The organism is Phycicoccus sp. CSK15P-2, assembly GCF_016888005.1.
Taxonomy (GTDB): Bacteria; Actinomycetota; Actinomycetes; order Actinomycetales; family Dermatophilaceae; genus Phycicoccus.
Window position 1 is genome coordinate 186,622 of sequence record NZ_JAFDVE010000008.1, and the last position, 17,713, is coordinate 204,334.

The following is a 17,713-nucleotide window of genomic DNA, read 5'->3' on the forward strand; positions in this document are numbered from 1 at the left end:
CGTGACCGACCCGGACGCACCGCGCGTCGTGCTCCCCGGGGGCCTCACCACGGCCCTCGGAGGACCGCGCGGTGCGTTCGGCCGCCCGGGGCCGCGGGGGGTCGCCCGGCTGGCGCCCGTCGTCCTGCTCCTCGGGCTGCCACTGCTCGTGGCCTCCCTGCGGCAGTCGGCGTGCGCGGCGCAGGGGTACGAGGGGCAGGTGCCGGTGTGGCGGATGTGCGCCTCGCCGATGCTCGCGTCGGTCACCGACGACGGCGCCGGCCGGGGAGTCCTCGCCTACCTCTCCGGCGACGCCCCGCTCGACGTGCCGGTGGTCCCGGGCACCGTGACGACCCTCCTCGCGACCCTCGCCCCCGGTGCCGGCCTGGAGCAGCAGCGATGGGTGCTCGTGCTGTGGACGCTCACCGTGGCGCTCCTCCTCGCCGGGCTCGTCGTCGCGGTCGGCACGGTCCGCCGCCACCGCGCGGCCGACCCGGTCGCGCTCGCCCTCTCGCCGGTGCTCGCCCTCACCGTGCTGCTCTCGGCCGAGCTCGTCCCGGTCGCGCTCGCCACCGTCGCGGTCCGGGCGTGGAGCCGTCGGCGCCCCGGGCTCGCCGGCGCGCTCGCCGGGGTCGCGGTGCTCGGTGCGCGTCCGGCCGTCCTCGTCCTCCTCGCCCTGGCCCTCACCCCGCCCGACGGCCTGCGGCACGCCCGGCGCCGGCTGCTCGGCTCGGCCGCCGCGACCGTCGTCATCGTCCTGGGCCCGCTCGCTGCGCTCGACCCCGACCTCGTGGTGTACCCGCTGCGGGAGTGGTGGGCCGCGGGAGCGGGTCCGGGCTCGCCCTGGTTCGTCCCGACCCTGGCGGAGCACCCTCTCGGGCCGTCGCGCGCGGCGGTGCTCTCGCTGCTCGGGCTGCTCCTCGCGACCGGCCTGGTCCTCCTCCTCGCGGCACGGGGCCGGCGTCCCGCGACCGCCGACCTCGCGCTCGTCGGTCTGCTCGTCGCACTCGCGACGGGCGTCGCGTACCCGGTCCAGACGGCCGTGTGGCTCGTGCCGTTCGTCGCCCTCGCCGGCGTCCGGTGGCGCGAGCACCTCCTGTGGGCCGGCGCGGAGGTCGTCCACGCCGTCGCGCTCCACGCCTGGCTCGCCGCCGAGTCCGACCCGGCGCACGGGCTGCCGGCCGGGTGGTACGCCACCGCACTGGTCCTGCGGCTGCTCGCCCTGGGCCGGCTGGGCTGGGTCGTGTGGTCCGGAACCGCGTGGTCCGCCGCCGGGTGGGACGCCGACGGCCCGGGAGAGGGGGCACCGGACGGATTGGGCGATGGCGCAGGGCGACCGGTACCCTGGACCGGTTGCCCTCCGGGGCCTGTGGACAACTCCCGGGCCGTGTGGGCGACGATGCATACCCTCCTGTCACGGAAGGACCGTGACCGCCACAGACCGAAGGAGGCGGGTTAGCGCATGCGTCAGTACGAACTCATGGTCATCCTCGACCCCGAGCTCGACGACCGGACCGTCCAGCCCTCGCTGGAGAAGTTCCTCAAGGTCGTGACCACCGATGGTGGCAGCGTCGACACGATCGACGTCTGGGGCCGCCGCCGGCTGGCCTACGAGATCAAGAAGAAGGCCGAGGGCATCTACGCCGTCGTCAACTTCACCTCCGAGCCCGCCACGGCCAAGGAGCTCGACCGTCAGCTCGGTCTCAACGAGTCGGTCATGCGGACCAAGCTCCTGCGCCCCGGCGCCTGAGCCTTCCGTCACCCGTCCACGACCAACCCCGAAGGGACACCCGTCATGGCAGGCGACACCCTCATCACGATCATCGGCAACCTCACCGCCGACCCCGAGCTCCGCTTCACCCCCTCCGGTGCGGCCGTCGCGAACTTCACCGTCGCGTCGACCCCCCGGATGTTCGACCGCCAGTCGAACGAGTGGAAGGACGGGGAGACCCTCTTCATGCGCTGCTCCATCTGGCGCGACGCGGCCGAGAACGTGGCCGAGTCGCTCCACCGGGGCACCCGCGTCGTCGTCTCGGGCCGGCTGAAGTCGCGCTCGTACGAGACGAAGGAGGGCGAGAAGCGCACCGTCATGGAGCTCGAGGTCGACGAGGTCGGCCCGTCGCTCCGCTACGCCTCCGCGAAGGTCACCAAGGCCGAGCGCGGCGGGTCCGGCGGCGGCTTCGGCGGCGGTGGCGGAGGCTTCCAGCAGAACGACCCGTGGGCCACCGGCGGCCAGCCCCAGCAGGGCGGCGGCCAGCAGGGCGGTTACGGCGGTGGCCAGCAGGCCCCGCAGCAGCCGCAGCAGGGTGGTCAGCAGGGCGGTGGCTGGGGCCAGGCGCCGAGCTACGACGAGCCCCCCTTCTGACCGTCCCGGCCCCCGGGCCGCGACGGCACCCGACAACCAGACACACACCATCCCTGGGAGACCAGGGCTCATCCGCCGGGTGACCCCGGCAGAAGGAGAGCACCACGATGGCCAAGCCCGCCATTCGCAAGCCGAAGAAGAAGGCCAACCCGCTCAAGGCGGCGAAGGTCGAGAACATCGACTACAAGGACGTCGCGCTGCTGCGCAAGTTCATCTCCGACCGCGGCAAGATCCGCGCCCGGCGCGTCACCGGTGTGACCGTCCAGGAGCAGCGGCTCATCGCCAACGCGGTGAAGAACGCCCGCGAGATGGCGCTCCTGCCCTACAGCAGCTCGTCCCGCTGACCCGAGAAGGAGCCAGAACGATGAAGGTCATCCTCACCCACGAGGTCTCGGGTCTCGGCACCGCCGGTGACGTCGTCGACGTCAAGGACGGCTACGCCCGCAACTTCCTCTTCAAGCGCGGTCTCGCGACCGCGTGGACCAAGGGTGGTCAGAAGCAGGTCGACGCGATCGCCAAGGCCCGCGAGTCCCGCGCCGTGAAGTCCCTCGAGGAGGCGCAGTCCATCAAGGGCAACCTCGAGGCCAACGCCGTCACGGTCACCGCGCACGCCGGCACGAGCGGCCGCCTCTTCGGCGCCGTCTCCACGGCCGACATCGCCGCCGCGGTGAAGTCCGCCGGTGGCCCCGAGCTCGACCGCCGCCGGATCGAGGTCCCCACCCCGATCCGCCAGGTCGGCTCGCACACCGCGCTCGTCCGCCTCCACCCGGAGGTCCAGGCGACCGTCGAGCTCGACGTCGTCGCCGGCTGACGCCGCGCACCCCCGAGGGCCCCGGACCACCACGGTCCGGGGCCCTCGCGCGTCCCGTGCGGCCCGGGCGTGCCGGAGTCCGGCAAGTGAATGCTGACGATCCGGTTGACCCCGTTCGGGCGACGGGTGATGCTCTGGCCGTGACCGCACTGCTCGTCGTCGCCCTGCTCGTGGTGCTCGCCCACCAGGCGGTCGGTGCGCTCCGCCCGCGCGCGGAGTGTCCGGCCCGGTCCCGGATGCTGTCGGGCTGGCACGCCGGCATGGCGCTCGGGATGGTGGCGATGCTCGCCCTTCCGCTGCGGTCGGCCGTCGCGGGCCTCCTCGTCGGAGTCTTCGCCGTCGGCACCGGGTGGGCGGTCCGCACCGCGTGGACCCGACGTGCGGAGGGCGACGGCCAGGGTCCCCTCCACACCCGGCTGGGCGTCGCCTGCGCGGCGATGGTCGCCATGCTGTGGCCCGCCCTCTCGACGCCGGCCGCGGCGGCGTCCACGGCATCCACCCCGTCTTCGACCGTCCTGGCCGGCTCCGTCCACCACGCCGCCGTGACCCTGCCGGGTGGCCATGACCACACCGCGGCGCTCGAGCCCGGCTCGCCCCTCCTGTGGCTCTCGGCCGCCCTGCTCCTCGCGGTCGCGGTCGTGGCGGTCCTCGCCGCCCGCCGGACGCTCGTCACGGCCGCGGCAGCCCGCGCCGCCGAGACCCGCGGTGACGCGTGCTGCGAGTCCGTCATGGCCCTCGCCGCCGGCTGGATGCTCGCCGTGCCCGTCCTCGGCGCCCTGGGGGCCTGACGCCGGATCGGCCGTCCGGTCAGCGGGTTCAGTGTTTTCTTGCCAACTGCTTGCGGAGACGCCATCGGTGGGTGAGAGTGCGCACAGCCCCCGTCCGTCGCCGTCGGGGCTGTCCGACCCGAGGAGGTCACGTATGCAGGTGCCCGCACCCTTCGAGTACGAGCGCGCGACGAGTGTCGACCACGCGCTCGACCTCCTGGGAAGACTCGGAGAGGAGTCCCGGCTCGTCGCCGGCGGGCACAGCCTGCTGCCGATGATGAAGCTGCGGCTCACCGACCTCGAGTACCTCGTCGACATCAACGACCTGCACGACGAGCTCGGCTACATCCGGATGGGGGAGGACGAGGTCCGGATCGGCGCCATGACGCGCCACCGCGAGCTCCTCGAGTCCCCCGAGCTCGCCGCGCTGTTCCCGATCTTCGCCGACGCCGAGCGCGTCATCGCCGACCCCCTCGTCCGCAACCGCGGCACGATCGGCGGGTCGCTGTGCCAGGCAGACCCGTCCGAGGACCTCTCGGCCGTGTGCACGACGCTCGCCGCGTCGTGCGTCATCCGCAGCGCGGACGGCGAGCGCGTCGTGTCGATGGACGAGTTCCACCGCGGGCCGTACGAGACGGCGGTCGGCCAGGCCGAGATGCTCACCGAGGTCCGCATCCCCGTGCGGCCGAACGGGTCGAGCGCCTACGCGAAGGTCGAGCGCCGGGCGGGCGACTGGGCCGTGACCTCTGCCGGCGCCGCCGTGTGGATGGACGGCGAGGTCATCACCGAGGCCCGGGTGGGTCTCGCCGCCGTCGGCCCGCACACCACCGGCATCACGGCGATCTCGGACGCCCTGCGCGGCCGGGAGCCCACGGACGAGGCCCTCGCCGAGGCGGGGCGGATCGCCTCCGAGGCGTGCTCGCCGTCCAGCGACGGCCGCGGCACCGCGGAGTACAAGCGCCACCTCGCTGGGGAGCTGACGACGCGCACTCTGCGGACTGCCGTGGACCGCATCCGAACCGGTCGCCGAGGCGACGAACCGAGCGAGAGGGGTCGATGACGTGCAGGTCACGATGACCGTCAACGGCGACCAGGTCACCGCCGAGTGCGAGCCGCGCACGCTGCTCGTGCACTTCCTCCGGGACACCCTGGACCTCACCGGCACCCACTGGGGCTGCGACACGAGCAACTGCGGGACCTGTGCGGTCTGGCTCGACGGCGAGCCCGTCAAGTCCTGCACCGTGCTCGCCGCGATGGCGGCCGGGCGCGAGGTCCGCACCGTCGAGGGACTCGAGACCGCGGACGGCCTGGACCCGATCCAGGAGGGTTTCATGCGCTGTCACGGACTCCAGTGCGGGTTCTGCACCCCCGGGATGATGATGACGTCCCGAGCCCTGCTCGACCGGAACCCCGACCCGGACGAGCAGACCATCCGTGAGGCCATCTCCGGCCAGATCTGCCGGTGCACCGGCTACACGACGATCGTCCGTTCCGTGCAGTGGGCGGCCAAGCACGAGGCCGACCTGCGGCGCCAGCAGGAGCTCGAGGCGGCCGGCGTCGGCCGCTCCGAGGAGATCGAGACCGTGGGGAGCGAGTCATGAGCACACCCGTCCAGACCGGCACCGAGCACAGCGACTGGGAGGCCGCGCCGGACAAGGTCTCCGACTCCACGGCGCAGCTCGGCCAGACCGACCTCGAGGACCTCGAGAACGCCGACAACGACCAGAAGCCGGTCGGCTTCGGCCGGATGCTCCGCAAGGAGGACCCGCGCTTCGTCCGCGGTCTCGGCAACTACGTCGACGACGTCCAGCTCAAGGGGATGCTGCACCTGGCGATCCTCCGGGCTCCCGTGGCGCACGCCAGGATCGTCTCCATCGACACCTCGGCCGCCGAGGCGCACCCGAAGGTCAAGGCGGTCGTCACCGGTGAGGGCCTCGCCGCGCAGAACCTCGCGTGGATGCCGACGCTGTCCAACGACGTCCAGGCGGTGCTCGCCACCGACAAGGTCCGCTTCCAGGGCCAGGAGGTCGCGTTCGTCGTCGCCGAGGACCGCTACGCCGCCCGTGACGCGCTCGAGCTCATCGACGTCGAGTACGACGTCCTGCCGCCGGTCGTCGACGTCCGCTCGGCCCTCGAGCCGGACGCCCCGGTCATCCGGGACGACCTCGAGGGCAAGGCCGACAACCACTGCTTCGACTGGGAGACCGGCGACAAGGCGGCCACCGACGCGGTGTTCGAGCGCGCGGACGTCACGGTCACCGAGGACATCATCTACCCCCGGGTCCACCCGGCCCCGATGGAGACCTGTGGCGCGGTCGCCGACTACGACCGGGTCGACGGCAAGCTCACGCTCTGGTCGACCACCCAGGCGCCGCACGCGCACCGGACGGTCTACGCCCTCGTGGCGGGCCTGCCCGAGCACAAGATCCGGGTCATCTCCCCGGACATCGGCGGTGGCTTCGGCAACAAGGTCCCGATCTACCCCGGCTACGTGTGCGCGATCGTCGGCTCGATCGTCACCGGCAAGCCGGTGAAGTGGATGGAGGACCGCACCGAGAACCTCGTCTCCACCGGGTTCGCCCGCGACTACGTCATGCGTGGCGAGATCGCGGCCGACAAGGACGGCAAGATCCTCGCCATCCGCACCCACGTGCTCGCCGACCACGGCGCCTTCAACGGCACCGCGGCCCCGGTCAAGTACCCGGCGGGCTTCTTCGGCGTCTTCACCGGCAGCTACGACCTCGAGGCCGCGCACTGCTCGATGACGGCGGTCTACACGAACAAGGCACCCGGTGGCGTGGCGTACGCCTGCTCCTTCCGGATCACCGAGGCGGTCTACCTCGTCGAGCGGCTCGTCGACTGCCTCGCCTACGACCTCGAGATGGACCCGGTCGACCTGCGCCGGAAGAACTTCATCCAGCCCGACCAGTTCCCGTACACGACGAAGACCGGCTGGGTCTACGACTCCGGCGAGTACGAGAAGGCCCTCGACGTCGCCCTCGAGCAGGCCGGCTACGCCGAGCTGCGCCGGGAGCAGGCCGAGAAGCGCGAGCGCGGCGAGCTCATGGGCATCGGTGTCGCGTTCTTCACCGAGGCCGTCGGGGCCGGTCCGCGCAAGGACATGGACATCCTCGGCCTCGGGATGGCCGACGGCTGCGAGCTGCGGGTCCACCCCACCGGCAAGGCCGTCGTCCGGCTCTCGGTGCAGAGCCAGGGCCAGGGTCACGAGACGACGTTCGCGCAGATCGTCGCCGAGGAGATCGGCATCGCGCCCGAGGACATCGACGTCGTCCACGGCGACACCGACAACACCCCGTTCGGGCTCGGCACGTACGGCAGCCGGTCGACCCCGGTCTCCGGCGCCGCGGCGGCGCTCGTCGCCCGTAAGGTCCGGGACAAGGCGAAGATCATCGCCTCCGGGATGCTCGAGGTGTCGGTCGCGGACCTCGAGTGGGAGAAGGGCTCGTTCCACGTCGCGGGCGACCCGACCCGCTCGGTGACCATCCAGGACATCGCGATGAAGGCGCACGGCGCCGGCGACCTCCCGGACGGCATCGAGGGCGGGCTCGAGGCACAGATCTGCTACAACCCGGAGAACCTCACCTACCCGTTCGGGGCGTACATCTGCGTCGTCGACATCGACCCCGGGACGGCCGAGGTCAAGGTCCGCCGGTTCGTCGCGGTCGACGACTGCGGGACGCGGATCAACCCGATGATCATCGAGGGACAGGTGCACGGCGGGCTCGTCGACGGCATCGGGATGGCCCTGATGGAGATGATCTCGTTCGACGAGGACGGCAACTGCCTCGGTGGCTCGTTCATGGACTACCTCGTCCCGACCGCCCTCGAGACGCCGCACTTCGAGACCGGGCACACGGTGACGCCCTCGCCGCACCACCCGATCGGGGCCAAGGGCATCGGCGAGTCCGCCACCGTCGGGTCGCCGCCGGCGGTCGTCAACGCGGTCGTCGACGCCCTCAAGCCGTTCGGGATCCGGCACGCCGACATGCCGCTCACCCCGTCCCGGGTGTGGGAGGCCATGCAGGGCCGTCCCACACCGCCGATCTGAGGGGCCGCCGACCATGTCGACTCCCTCGTCCGAGGCGCCCGCACGCCCGTTCGTCCGGGCCACGGTGGTCCGTGCCCAGGAGCCGGCCTCGGCCCGGCCTGGCGACAGCGCGGTCGTCCTGCCCGACGGGACGATCGACGGCTTCGTCGGCGGCCAGTGCTCGGTCGAGGCGGTGCGCAGCACGGCGCTCGAGTCGCTGCGCACCCGCGAGGCCGTGCTCCTGCGCGTCCTCCCGGACCACGGTCCGGCCTTCCCGGACTCGCCCGGGGCGGTCGTCGTCGTCAACCCCTGCCTGTCCGGCGGTGCCCTGGAGATCTACCTCGAGCCGATGCTGCCGACCTCGGTCGTGCGCGTCGTCGGCGACTCCCCGACGGCGCGGGCGCTCGCGGACCTCGCGCCGACGGTCGGCTTCCCGGTGTGCGGCGAGGACGACGCGACCCTTCCGGGGTCCCTGCTCGCCGTCGTCGTCGCGACGCACGGCGGTGACGAGGTCGGGGCGGTGCGGGCCGCGCTCGCCGACGGTGCCGGGTTCGTCGGGATCGTCTCGAGCCGGACCCGCGGCCGGGCGGTGCTCGTCGAGCTCTCCGCGGCGGGCCTCACCGACGACGAGCTCGCGCGGGTCCATCCGCACGTGGGGGTCGACATCGGCGCCCGGACCCCGCAGGAGATCGCGGTCGCCATCGTCGCGGCGCTCGTCCGGGCGGTGCGGGTCGACGGTGCCCGGCCGCTCGAGCCGAGCGACGAGGTCGCCGAGCCGGTGACGGCCGTCGACCCCGTGTGCGGGATGACCGTCGTCGTCCACGACGGGACGCCGCACGCGGTGGTGGACGGCGAGCACGTCTGGTTCTGCTGTCCGGGATGCCGGGACGCCCACCTCGCCGCGGCCGCACCCGGGTCGGCGTGAGCGCGCCGTTCACCGGGCCGGACGAGGTCCGGGACCGCTTCGCCGAGCACGACTACCTCGCCGACCGCGGCCTCGCGACGTCGGTCCACCTCGGGACGCGGCTCGGGATGCCGCTGCTCCTCGAGGGCGAGCCCGGCGTCGGGAAGACCGAGGCGGCCAAGGTGCTCGCGGCCTCGCTCGACAGGCCGCTCGTCCGCCTCCAGTGCTACGAGGGGTTGACCGCCGCCGAGGCGCTCTACGACTGGAACCACGCCAAGCAGCTGCTCGCCATCCGGGTCGCGGAGGCCCGGGGCGACCGGCTCGAGGAGGCCGACCTCTTCGCCGAGGAGTACCTGCAGGAGCGGCCCATCCTCCGGTGCGTGCGCTCCACCGACGGCCCGCCGCCGGTGCTCCTCATCGACGAGATCGACCGCGCCGACGACGAGTTCGAGGCGCTGCTGCTCGAGTTCCTCGGCGAGCAGGCGGTCACCGTGCCCGAGCTCGGCACCTTCCGGGCCGCCGAGCCGCCCGTCGTCGTACTCACCTCCAACCGGTCCCGCGACCTGCACGACGCGCTGCGCCGGCGTTGCCTCTACCACTGGCTCGAGTTCCCCGACCCGCTCCGGATGGTCGAGATCGTGCGGCGCCGGGTGCCGGGTGCGGACGAGCCGCTCGTCGCCGCGGCCGTCGACTTCGTCGGCGGGGTCCGCGGGCTCGACGTCGACAAGCCGCCAGGGCTCGCCGAGGCCGTCAACTGGGTCGCGGCGCTGTCCGTGCTGGGGGTCGGTGAGCTCGTCCGCGAGGACGTCGCGGCCACCCTCGGCGCGCTCGCCAAGACCCCGGACGACCACGAGGTCGTCACCGCGGCCCTCGACGACCTGCTCGCGGGCTCGTCCCCGGGCTGAGCCGGTGAGCCTGCTCGCCGGCGCCGACCGCGCGGCGTTCGTCACCGGGCTCGGTTCCCGGCTGCGCGCCGCGGGGGTTCCCGTCGACCTCACCTCGACCGTCGCCTTCACCGCCGCCCTCGACGTCGGCTTCCCGCGGGACGTCGAGTCCCTCTACTGGGCCGCCCGGGTCACCCTCGTGCACCGGCACGAGCACCACCCGACCTTCGACGCCGTCTTCGACGCGGTGTTCCGCGACACCGTCCTCGCCACCGACCCGCAGGCGCGGCGGGCGGCACGCGGCGGCGACACGTCCTCCACGGGCGACACGTGGGCGCGCGCGGCCGGCCGGCCGGCCGGCGACGTCGAGGGCGACGGTCTGCCCTGGGCGACGCTGCCGCGGGTCACGGCCGGAGGGTCCTCGGACGACGAGGACGACGTCACGCTGCCCGAGCCGCTGCCCTCGGCGGCGGCCGCGCTCGCCGACACCCCGCTCGAGGAGCTCGACGACGCCCGGCTCGCCGTCCTGGAGTCGTGGTTGCAGCGCACCGTCGACCGCTGGCCCACCCGGCGGAGCCGGCGCCGGCGGCCGCACAAGCAGGGCACGCACGTCGCGCTGCGCGATACCCTCGCCGCGTCCCGCCGCACCGGGTGGGAGACGACCCGGCTGCGCTACCGGCGTCCGGAGCGGCGGCCCCGCCCGGTCACGGTCCTCGTTGACGTCAGCCGCTCGATGCAGCCGTACGCCGTGGCGTACCTGCACCTGCTCCGCGTCCTCGCCCGCACCGGCCGGTGCGAGACCTTCGTCTTCTCGACCGAGCTGACCCGCCTGACCCCGGCGCTGGTCCACCACTCCGCGCAGGAGGCGCGCGAGCGGGCCGAGGCCGCGACGGCCGACCGCTTCGGCGGGACGCACCTGGCCGGCAGCCTCCGGGCGCTGCGTCGCTCCCGGTGGGGCGACGGGCTGCGCGGTGGCGTGCTCGTCCTCGCCTCGGACGGCTGGGACAGCGACCCTCCGGAGGAGCTCGCCGCCGAGCTCGCCCGGCTCCGCCGCCGGGCGCACCGGATCCTCTGGCTCAACCCGCGCGCGGCCGCTCCCGGTTTCGAGCCACGGGTCGGCTCGATGGCCGCGGCGCTGCCGTACTGCGACGCCTTCCTCCCGGCCCACTCGCCGGACGCACTCGTCGACGTCGTGGCCGCGCTCGTCGACGACTGACGCGGTGTCGGCCGCTCAGCTCCAGAGCGTCACGTGCACGGCCGGGCGGAACCGGCCCGCCCGCGCACCACGTCCCCGGACCATCGCCTGGGTCGCGCGCGGGGTCGTGACGAACCGCAGCAGCTCGGCGGCCACCGGCGACTGCTGCTCGGTGGGCAACGCGAACGCCGACCACTTCCCGGTGCCGCGCAGGCCGCGGCCCTCGAGGACGACGAGCCGCTGGTCGGCCAGGCACGCCTTGACCGCGGAGTGCACGGCGAGCCCGACGGCCGCTCCGCGCTGCAGCTCCTCGACGGCCGCGGCGTCGCTCTGGAAGATGCGCTGGTTGGCCTCGGGGACGCCGAGGTGACGCATCATTCCCGGGACGACGCCGTGGTGCTCCGCGGCGGACGGCCCGAGCAGCCACGTCTGGCCGCACAGCTGCGCGGGGGAGGGGGCGTGCCCGACGAACGGGTGCCGCGGACCGGCGACCGTGACGACGTCGTAGTTGAGGAACGGCTGGTGGGCCAGTCCGCTCGGGACCTCCCGCGGCGTCGGGCCGATGGCGACGTCGACCGTGCGGCTCGCGAGCAGCGCGGAGAACTCGGTCACCCGGTGCACGCTGAGCTCGACGTCGAGGTCGGCGGCCCGGGCGGCGAAGAGCTCGATGAGGCCCGGCGCCGCGTGCTCGGCGAACATCGCGGAGGCGGCGAGCCGCAGCATCCGCCGCCCCGACCCGGCCTGGGTGACCTCACGGACCGTGCGGTCCTGGAGCCCGAGGATCTCGACGGAGCGGCTCGCGAGGCGCAGGCCGCCCGGCGTGAACGCCAGACCCGACGAGGTGCGGCCGAACAGCCGGTCGTCGAACTCCTTGCGCAGCTGACCGACGTGCATGGACACGGCGGCCTCGCTGACCCCGAGCTCGTCCGCCGCAGCCTTGAGGGACCCGAGCCGCACGACCGTGGCGTAGGCGCGCAGCTGTGTCGGCGTCACGTGCTCATCGTAGGTCCGCCTTCGACGCCGGTCACCCCGCACGGGACAAGTGCTGGTCACGGGACGCGTGGGTGGTTACCGTGAGTCGTCGACCGACTTCCCGGGCCCCTGCCACAGGAGGAGCAAGACGCCGTGTCCGTCACAGACCGCCCCGAACCAACCGTCGCGGAGACCGAGCCGCCCACCGGGCAGCCGCGCCCCGACAAGCGGATCACCGCACCGCGGGTCTTCTGGCCCGCCCTGGCCGTCATCGGTGGCTTCGTCGTCCTGGCCCTCATCGCCCCGGAGCGCACGGGCGAGATCTTCAGCTCCATCAGCGGGGCCGTCGTCGGCGACCTCGGGTGGTACTACATCCTCATCGTCAGCGGCTTCGTCGCCTTCTCGCTGTGGGCGGCGGTCGGGCCCACCGGCCGGGTCGTGCTCGGCGCGGACGACGAGAAGCCCGAGTTCGGGCTGATGGCCTGGTTCGCGATGCTCTTCGCCGCCGGAATGGGCATCGGCCTCGTCTTCTGGGGCGTGGCCGAGCCGCTGAGCCACTTCGCGTCGCCGCCGCCCGGCACCGGCGAGACCGCGGGCGAGCAGGCCCGCGCCGCCACGGACGTCACGTACCTGCACTGGGGGCTGCACGCCTGGGGCATCTACGTCGTCGTCGGCCTGGCCGTCGCGTACGCCGTGCACCGCAAGGGGCGTCCGGTGTCCATCCGCTGGGCCCTGGAGCCACTCCTCGGCGAGCGCGTCAAGGGCGTGCTCGGTGACGTCATCGACGTCATCGCCGTCGTGGGCACGCTCTTCGGTGTCGCGACCTCGCTCGGCTTCGGCGTCTCGCAGGTCGGCTCCGGACTGCAGTTCCTCGGCGCCGTCGACGAGGTGGGCAACGTCCTCCTCGTCCTGCTCGTCGTCGGGATCACCGGTCTCGCGACCCTCTCGGTCGCCACCGGGCTCGACAAGGGCATCAAGATCCTGTCGAACGCGAACATGGTCATCGCCGCGGCCCTGCTCCTCTTCGTGCTGTTCGCCGGGTCCACGGTGTTCCTCCTCGGCGACTTCGTGTCGTCGGTCGGCAGCTACATCGCCAACTTCTTCCAGCTCTCGTTCCAGACGCTCGCCTTCCAGGGCGAGGAGGGGACGGACTGGGTCTCCGGCTGGACCACGTTCTACTGGGGCTGGTGGATGAGCTGGGCGCCCTTCGTCGGTGTGTTCATCGCGCGCATCTCCAAGGGCCGCACGGTCCGGGAGTTCGTCGCCGGCGTGCTGCTCGTCCCGACGCTCGTCACGTTCCTCTGGTTCGCCGTGTTCGGCGGCTCCGGGATCCACCGGGAGATCTTCGGCGACGGAGGGCTCATCGGGGAGGAGGGCGTCGACACCACGAGTGCGCTGTTCCAGCTGCTCGACGGCTTCCCGCTCGCGGGGCTCACCAGCGTCGTCGCCATCGTGCTCGTCGTCGTCTTCTTCGTCACGAGCTCGGACTCGGGCTCCTACGTCGTCGACATGCTCTCCAGCGGTGGCAACCCGAACCCGCCCGTGTGGAGCCGTGTCATGTGGGCTCTGCTCGAAGGCGCCGTCGCGGTCTCGCTGCTCCTTGCGGGCGGTGGGGGGCTGGACGCCCTGCAGACCGCTGCCATCCTCCTCGCCCTGCCGTTCAGCCTCGTGATGATCGGGATGGTGCTCGCGCTCAGCCGGGCCCTGCTGCACGAGCACGGCCGGATGGAGCGCGCCGAGCGCCGCCTGCTCGCCGACGAGATCGCCGGTCAGATCGCCCGCCGGAGGGACTTCGTCGCCCCCGTGGACGGTGCGGCGTCGGTGCCTGCGGCGACGGCCGACCCGGCCGAGACCCGGGAGCCTCCGCAGAAGGTCTGACCCCGGCCCACCCCGACGGCCCCGCCGACGTCCGCGTCGCCGGGGCCGTCGTGTGTCGGGCGTCGGGTGCGGACGTGAGGGGTGCGATGGGGTGCGGACGTGAGGGGTGCGGGGTCGTCCGGGGTGCGTGAAGGGTGCATGACGCCGCCCGGGTCGTCCGACGGTGCCGTGGGCTGTCTGGGGTGTCCGGTGGTGAGTGGGGCTGCCCTGGGGTGTCCGACGGTGCCGTGGGCTGTCTGGGGTGTCCGGTGGTGAGTGGGGCTGCCCTGGGTCGTGTGAGCATGTCCGAGGTCGACCGCGGACCCACCGCGCGATGGCCCGGCCCGGACGCCCCCTCCCGTACCCGTCCCGCCGCCTGTGCTCTGCTTCGCATGGCGAAGCAGAGCACAGGCGGGGGAGAAGGGGGTGCGATGGGACGGGGCGGGAGAGCACGGGCGCCCAGCCGGCACTCGCGCGGTGTCGGAGACGCAGGAGTGAGGGTTGGGGAGCGTGCGGGGTTCTGGGCGGCCGGTGTGGGGTTGGGGAGTGTGCGGGGTTCCGGGCGGCCGGTGTGGGGCTGGTGCCGTGCGGGGGTCGAGGGCGGCCGGCGTGTGGCGGCGGAGCGGTGTCGGCCTTCGAACCTAGGCTGGGGCCATGGCCACCTCGACCCGTCGCACCGCCCGGGCCACCGCGTTCAGGTGCACCGAGTGCGGGTGGCAGACGGCGAAGTGGGTCGGCCGGTGCGGTGAGTGCCGGGAGTGGGGGTCGGTCGCCGAGGCGGGTGCCGTCACGGCCCGCACGCCCGCTGCCGCCTCGGTCGAGCGCCCGGCCGTGCCGATCGCCGAGGTCGACCTCAGCCACGCCGTCGCCCGCCCCACGGGGGTCGCCGAGTTCGACCGCGTCCTCGGCGGCGGTCTCACCCCCGGTGCGGTCGTCCTCGTCGCGGGGGAGCCGGGCATCGGCAAGTCCACGCTCCTGCTCGACGTCGCGGGCCGCGCCGCCCGGGCCGGCGAGCACGGCGACCGCACGGTGCTCTACGTCAGCGGTGAGGAGTCGGCCGCACAGGTCCGCGCCCGCGCCGAGCGGATCGAGGCGATGGCGCGCTCGCTCTACCTCGCCGCCGAGACCGACCTCGGCACCCTCCTGGCCCACGTCGAGCAGGTGCGGCCCGAGCTCCTCGTCGTCGACTCCGTGCAGACGGTCTCCAGCAGCGAGGTCGAGGGCTCGGCCGGCAACGTCGCCCAGGTTCGCGAGGTCGCGGCCTCCCTCATCCAGGTCGCCAAGTCCCGCGGCATCGCGGTCCTCCTCGTCGGCCACGTCACCAAGGACGGCTCGATCGCCGGGCCGCGCGTGCTCGAGCACCTCGTCGACGTCGTCGTCCAGTTCGAGGGCGACCGGCACTCGCGGCTCCGCCTGGTCCGGGCCGTGAAGAACCGCTTCGGGCCAACGGACGAGGTCGGCTGCTTCGACCTCTCCGACGTCGGCATCGTCGGGCTCACCGACCCCAGCGGCCTGTTCCTCTCGGGGCGGACCGCCCAGGTGCCGGGCACCTGTGTCACGGTCACCCTCGAGGGGCGTCGTCCGCTGGTCACCGAGGTCCAGGCGCTCGTCACGTCGTCCTCGCTGGCCACCCCGCGCCGCGCGACGAGCGGGCTGGACGCCGCCCGGGTCAACATGGTCCTCGCCGTCCTCGACAAGCGGGCGTCGGCGCCGATCGGCGGCAGCGACGCCTACCTCTCCACCGTGGGCGGGGTCCGGCTCACCGAGCCCGCGGCCGACCTCGCGGTGACGATGGCCCTCGCCGGGGCGATCACCGACCGCCCGCTGCCGCCGGGCACGGTCGCGTTCGGTGAGGTCGGGCTGGCCGGCGAGATCCGCCCGGTCACCGGCGCGCACCGCCGCCTTGCCGAGGCGGCCCGGCTCGGCTTCACCCGCGCGGTCGTCCCGCCCGGGGTCCTCGGCGGCGGGCCGGTGCCCGAGGGCGTCCAGGTGCTCGAGGTCGCCACGGTCGCCGAGGCGGTGACGCGCGCCCTCCACGAGGCGCCCGCCGGCCATGCGGCAGCCGGTGGCCCACGATGACGCGCGGTCGGGTGGCTGCGGTCGGGTCCGTCGTCCTCGAGCTCCTCGCGGGCGAGGTCCGTCTCCTGCGCGCCGTGTGGCTCGTGGCCCGTCGGCGCGTCCACGTCCGCTCCGGCGACGACGTACCCCTCCCGTACGCGCGAGGCGGCGCGGTCCTCGCCCTCGTGCTCGCGGGTGTCTCCCTCGTCGAGCTCGTGGCGGTGCACCTGCTCGTGCCGTGGGAGCGGTTCGGGAGCCTGGCCGGGGTGCGGTGGGTCGTCCTCGGGGTGAGCGCCTACACGCTGCTGTGGGTGCTCGGCTGGTGGGCAGCGCTGCACGCCTACCCGCACCTCGCGGGTGCCGACTCCCTCGTGCTGCGGCAGGGCCCGTGGACCGTGCTGGAGGTGCCCTGGGCGCACCTCGCCGGGGCCGAACGAGTGCAGCGCCTCACCCCACCCGAGGACCGTCACACCATCGGGCTCCCCGGCCAGGGCCTCGACCTCGACCTCGCCCTGGACCCCTCGGCCAGGCCGCGTCGTGCGGTGACCGGCCGGGAGGGGCCGCCGGTCGACGCGGTCTCCCTCGCCGTCGACGACCCCCGCCACGCCCTCGAGGTCATCCGCTCCCGGGGGCCCGCCCGTCCCGTCCGCTGACGTCCCGAAGGGCCGGGCCCGGCGATCGAGACCGCGCCGTGACCTCGCGGCGGTTAGGATGCCGCGGAATGGCCGGGCACTCCGCCGACGGCCGCAGGGCCGAGGAGCGGTGAGGAGATGAGCGTGGCCGTGCCCACCGACGACGAGCTGCTGCGGGCGACGCTCGCCGCCGTCGCCCCCGGAACCGAGCTGCGCGACGGCCTCGAGCGCATCCTCCGTGGCAGCACCGGCGCCCTCATCGTGCTCGGCCACGACCGGGTCATCGACCAGATCGCCACCGGCGGGTTTCCCCTCGACATCGAGTTCTCCGCCACGCGCCTACGCGAGCTCGCGAAGATGGACGGCGGCGTGGTCGTCGACCGCGACGTCACCCGCATCCTCCGCGCCGCCACCCAGCTGCTCCCCGACGCCGGAATCGAGACCAGCGAGTCCGGCACCCGGCACCGCACCGCCGAGCGCGTGGCGAAGCAGACCGGCTTTCCCGTCGTCTCGGTCAGCCAGTCGATGCGGATCATCCAGCTGTACGTCGCCGGGCGCCGCATCGTCCTCGAGGACTCCAGCGCCATCCTCTCCCGGGCGAACCAGGCCCTCCAGACCCTCGAGCGCTACAAGGCGCGTCTCGACGAGGTCACCGGCACCCTCTCGGCGCTCGAGATCGAGGACCTCGTCACCGTGCGCGACGTCGCGAACGTCCTGCAGCGTCTCGAGATGGTCCGGCGGATCAAGGACGAGATCGCCGAGTACGTCGTGCAGCTCGGCACCGACGGCCGGCTGCTCAGCCTCCAGCTCGAGGAGCTCACCGGGGGTCTCTCCGACGACCTCGGCCTCGTCATCCGCGACTACCTGCCCGAGACCAAGGCCGGCTACACGCACGCCGAGGCGGTCGCGAGCCTCACCGCGATGGACAACACCGAGCTCCTCGACCCCGCCGCGGGCGCCCGTGCGATGGGCTTCACCGTCATCGGTGACTCTCTCGACTCCTCCGTGAGTCCCCTGGGCCACCGGCTGCTCTCGAAGGTCCCGCGTCTCCCCGGAGCCATCGTCGACCGCCTCGTCGGCCACTTCGGCTCGCTGCAGAAGCTCCTCGCGGCGAACGTCGACGACCTCATGGACGTCGACGGCGTCGGCGAGGGCCGGGCCCGTCTCGTCCGCGAGGGCCTCTCCCGGCTCGCCGAGACGAGCATCCTCGAGCGCTACGTCTGACGCGTGCGCCCCGCGCG

At 73.6% G+C, this 17,713-nt stretch carries 17 protein-coding genes; 16 read left to right on the plus strand and 1 reads right to left on the minus strand.

The annotated features are described in order from the left end of the window. Window position 1 precedes the first annotated feature (1 nt). From JQN72_RS04680 to JQN72_RS04735, 12 genes are all read left to right on the plus strand, one after another. Window positions 2–1,438, plus strand: a complete 1,437-nt coding sequence (locus tag JQN72_RS04680) for a hypothetical protein (RefSeq protein ID WP_204133999.1) — start codon at window positions 2–4, stop codon at window positions 1,436–1,438. 3 nt (window positions 1,439–1,441) lie between these two features. Then, a complete protein-coding gene (rpsF, locus tag JQN72_RS04685; RefSeq protein WP_204134000.1) occupies window positions 1,442–1,729 on the plus strand; it encodes a 30S ribosomal protein S6 in 288 nt (95 codons plus the stop codon). A gap of 45 nt (window positions 1,730–1,774) precedes the next feature. After that, window positions 1,775–2,344, plus strand: a complete 570-nt coding sequence (locus tag JQN72_RS04690) for a single-stranded DNA-binding protein (protein WP_204134001.1) — start codon at window positions 1,775–1,777, stop codon at window positions 2,342–2,344. A gap of 107 nt (window positions 2,345–2,451) precedes the next feature. After that, entirely contained in the window at window positions 2,452–2,688 is a 237-nt protein-coding gene (gene rpsR / locus JQN72_RS04695; protein WP_166101244.1) for a 30S ribosomal protein S18, read from the plus strand. Between the two features lie 20 nt (window positions 2,689–2,708). Then, on the plus strand, window positions 2,709–3,155 hold the full coding sequence (gene rplI / locus JQN72_RS04700; RefSeq protein WP_204134002.1) for a 50S ribosomal protein L9: 447 nt from the start codon (window positions 2,709–2,711) through the stop codon (window positions 3,153–3,155). A 140-nt stretch (window positions 3,156–3,295) separates the two neighbouring features. Beyond that, the gene (locus JQN72_RS04705) at window positions 3,296–3,943 is read left to right on the plus strand and encodes a DUF5134 domain-containing protein (protein WP_204134003.1); all 648 of its coding nucleotides are present in this window, start codon (window positions 3,296–3,298) and stop codon (window positions 3,941–3,943) included. Window positions 3,944–4,076: 133 nt separating this feature from the next. Continuing rightward, on the plus strand, window positions 4,077–4,982 hold the full coding sequence (locus tag JQN72_RS04710) for a xanthine dehydrogenase family protein subunit M (protein ID WP_204134004.1): 906 nt from the start codon (window positions 4,077–4,079) through the stop codon (window positions 4,980–4,982). A gap of 1 nt (window position 4,983) precedes the next feature. Continuing rightward, a complete protein-coding gene (locus JQN72_RS04715) occupies window positions 4,984–5,523 on the plus strand; it encodes a 2Fe-2S iron-sulfur cluster-binding protein (protein WP_307812420.1) in 540 nt (179 codons plus the stop codon). Next, window positions 5,520–7,991, plus strand: a complete 2,472-nt coding sequence (locus JQN72_RS04720; protein WP_204134005.1) for an aerobic carbon-monoxide dehydrogenase large subunit — start codon at window positions 5,520–5,522, stop codon at window positions 7,989–7,991. The genes JQN72_RS04715 and JQN72_RS04720 overlap by 4 nt, the downstream gene beginning before the upstream one ends. Before the next feature lie 13 nt (window positions 7,992–8,004). Further along, complete coding sequence (locus tag JQN72_RS04725; protein ID WP_204134006.1) at window positions 8,005–8,895, plus strand: XdhC family protein; 891 nt, start codon at window positions 8,005–8,007, stop codon at window positions 8,893–8,895. Then, complete coding sequence (locus tag JQN72_RS04730; RefSeq protein ID WP_307812421.1) at window positions 8,892–9,779, plus strand: MoxR family ATPase; 888 nt, start codon at window positions 8,892–8,894, stop codon at window positions 9,777–9,779. The genes JQN72_RS04725 and JQN72_RS04730 overlap by 4 nt, the downstream gene beginning before the upstream one ends. Before the next feature lie 4 nt (window positions 9,780–9,783). After that, window positions 9,784–10,974, plus strand: a complete 1,191-nt coding sequence (locus JQN72_RS04735; protein ID WP_204134008.1) for a VWA domain-containing protein — start codon at window positions 9,784–9,786, stop codon at window positions 10,972–10,974. A gap of 15 nt (window positions 10,975–10,989) precedes the next feature. Here JQN72_RS04735 and JQN72_RS04740 read toward each other — a convergent pair whose 3' ends face one another. Beyond that, the gene (locus tag JQN72_RS04740; protein WP_204134009.1) at window positions 10,990–11,946 is read right to left on the minus strand and encodes a LysR family transcriptional regulator; all 957 of its coding nucleotides are present in this window, start codon (window positions 11,944–11,946) and stop codon (window positions 10,990–10,992) included. A 132-nt stretch (window positions 11,947–12,078) separates the two neighbouring features. On the opposite strand from JQN72_RS04740, the gene JQN72_RS04745 reads away from it, so the two are divergent. From JQN72_RS04745 to disA, 4 genes are all read left to right on the plus strand, one after another. Continuing rightward, window positions 12,079–13,803 (plus strand): BCCT family transporter, encoded by a 1,725-nt coding sequence (locus JQN72_RS04745; RefSeq protein WP_307812422.1) that lies wholly within the window; start codon window positions 12,079–12,081, stop codon window positions 13,801–13,803. Between the two features lie 633 nt (window positions 13,804–14,436). Continuing rightward, window positions 14,437–15,861 (plus strand): DNA repair protein RadA, encoded by a 1,425-nt coding sequence (radA, locus tag JQN72_RS04750; RefSeq protein WP_204134010.1) that lies wholly within the window; start codon window positions 14,437–14,439, stop codon window positions 15,859–15,861. A gap of 11 nt (window positions 15,862–15,872) precedes the next feature. After that, window positions 15,873–16,493, plus strand: a complete 621-nt coding sequence (locus JQN72_RS04755) for a hypothetical protein (RefSeq protein WP_204134011.1) — start codon at window positions 15,873–15,875, stop codon at window positions 16,491–16,493. Window positions 16,494–16,610: 117 nt separating this feature from the next. Continuing rightward, a complete protein-coding gene (gene disA / locus JQN72_RS04760; RefSeq protein ID WP_204134012.1) occupies window positions 16,611–17,696 on the plus strand; it encodes a DNA integrity scanning diadenylate cyclase DisA in 1,086 nt (361 codons plus the stop codon). Window positions 17,697–17,713 lie beyond the last annotated feature (17 nt).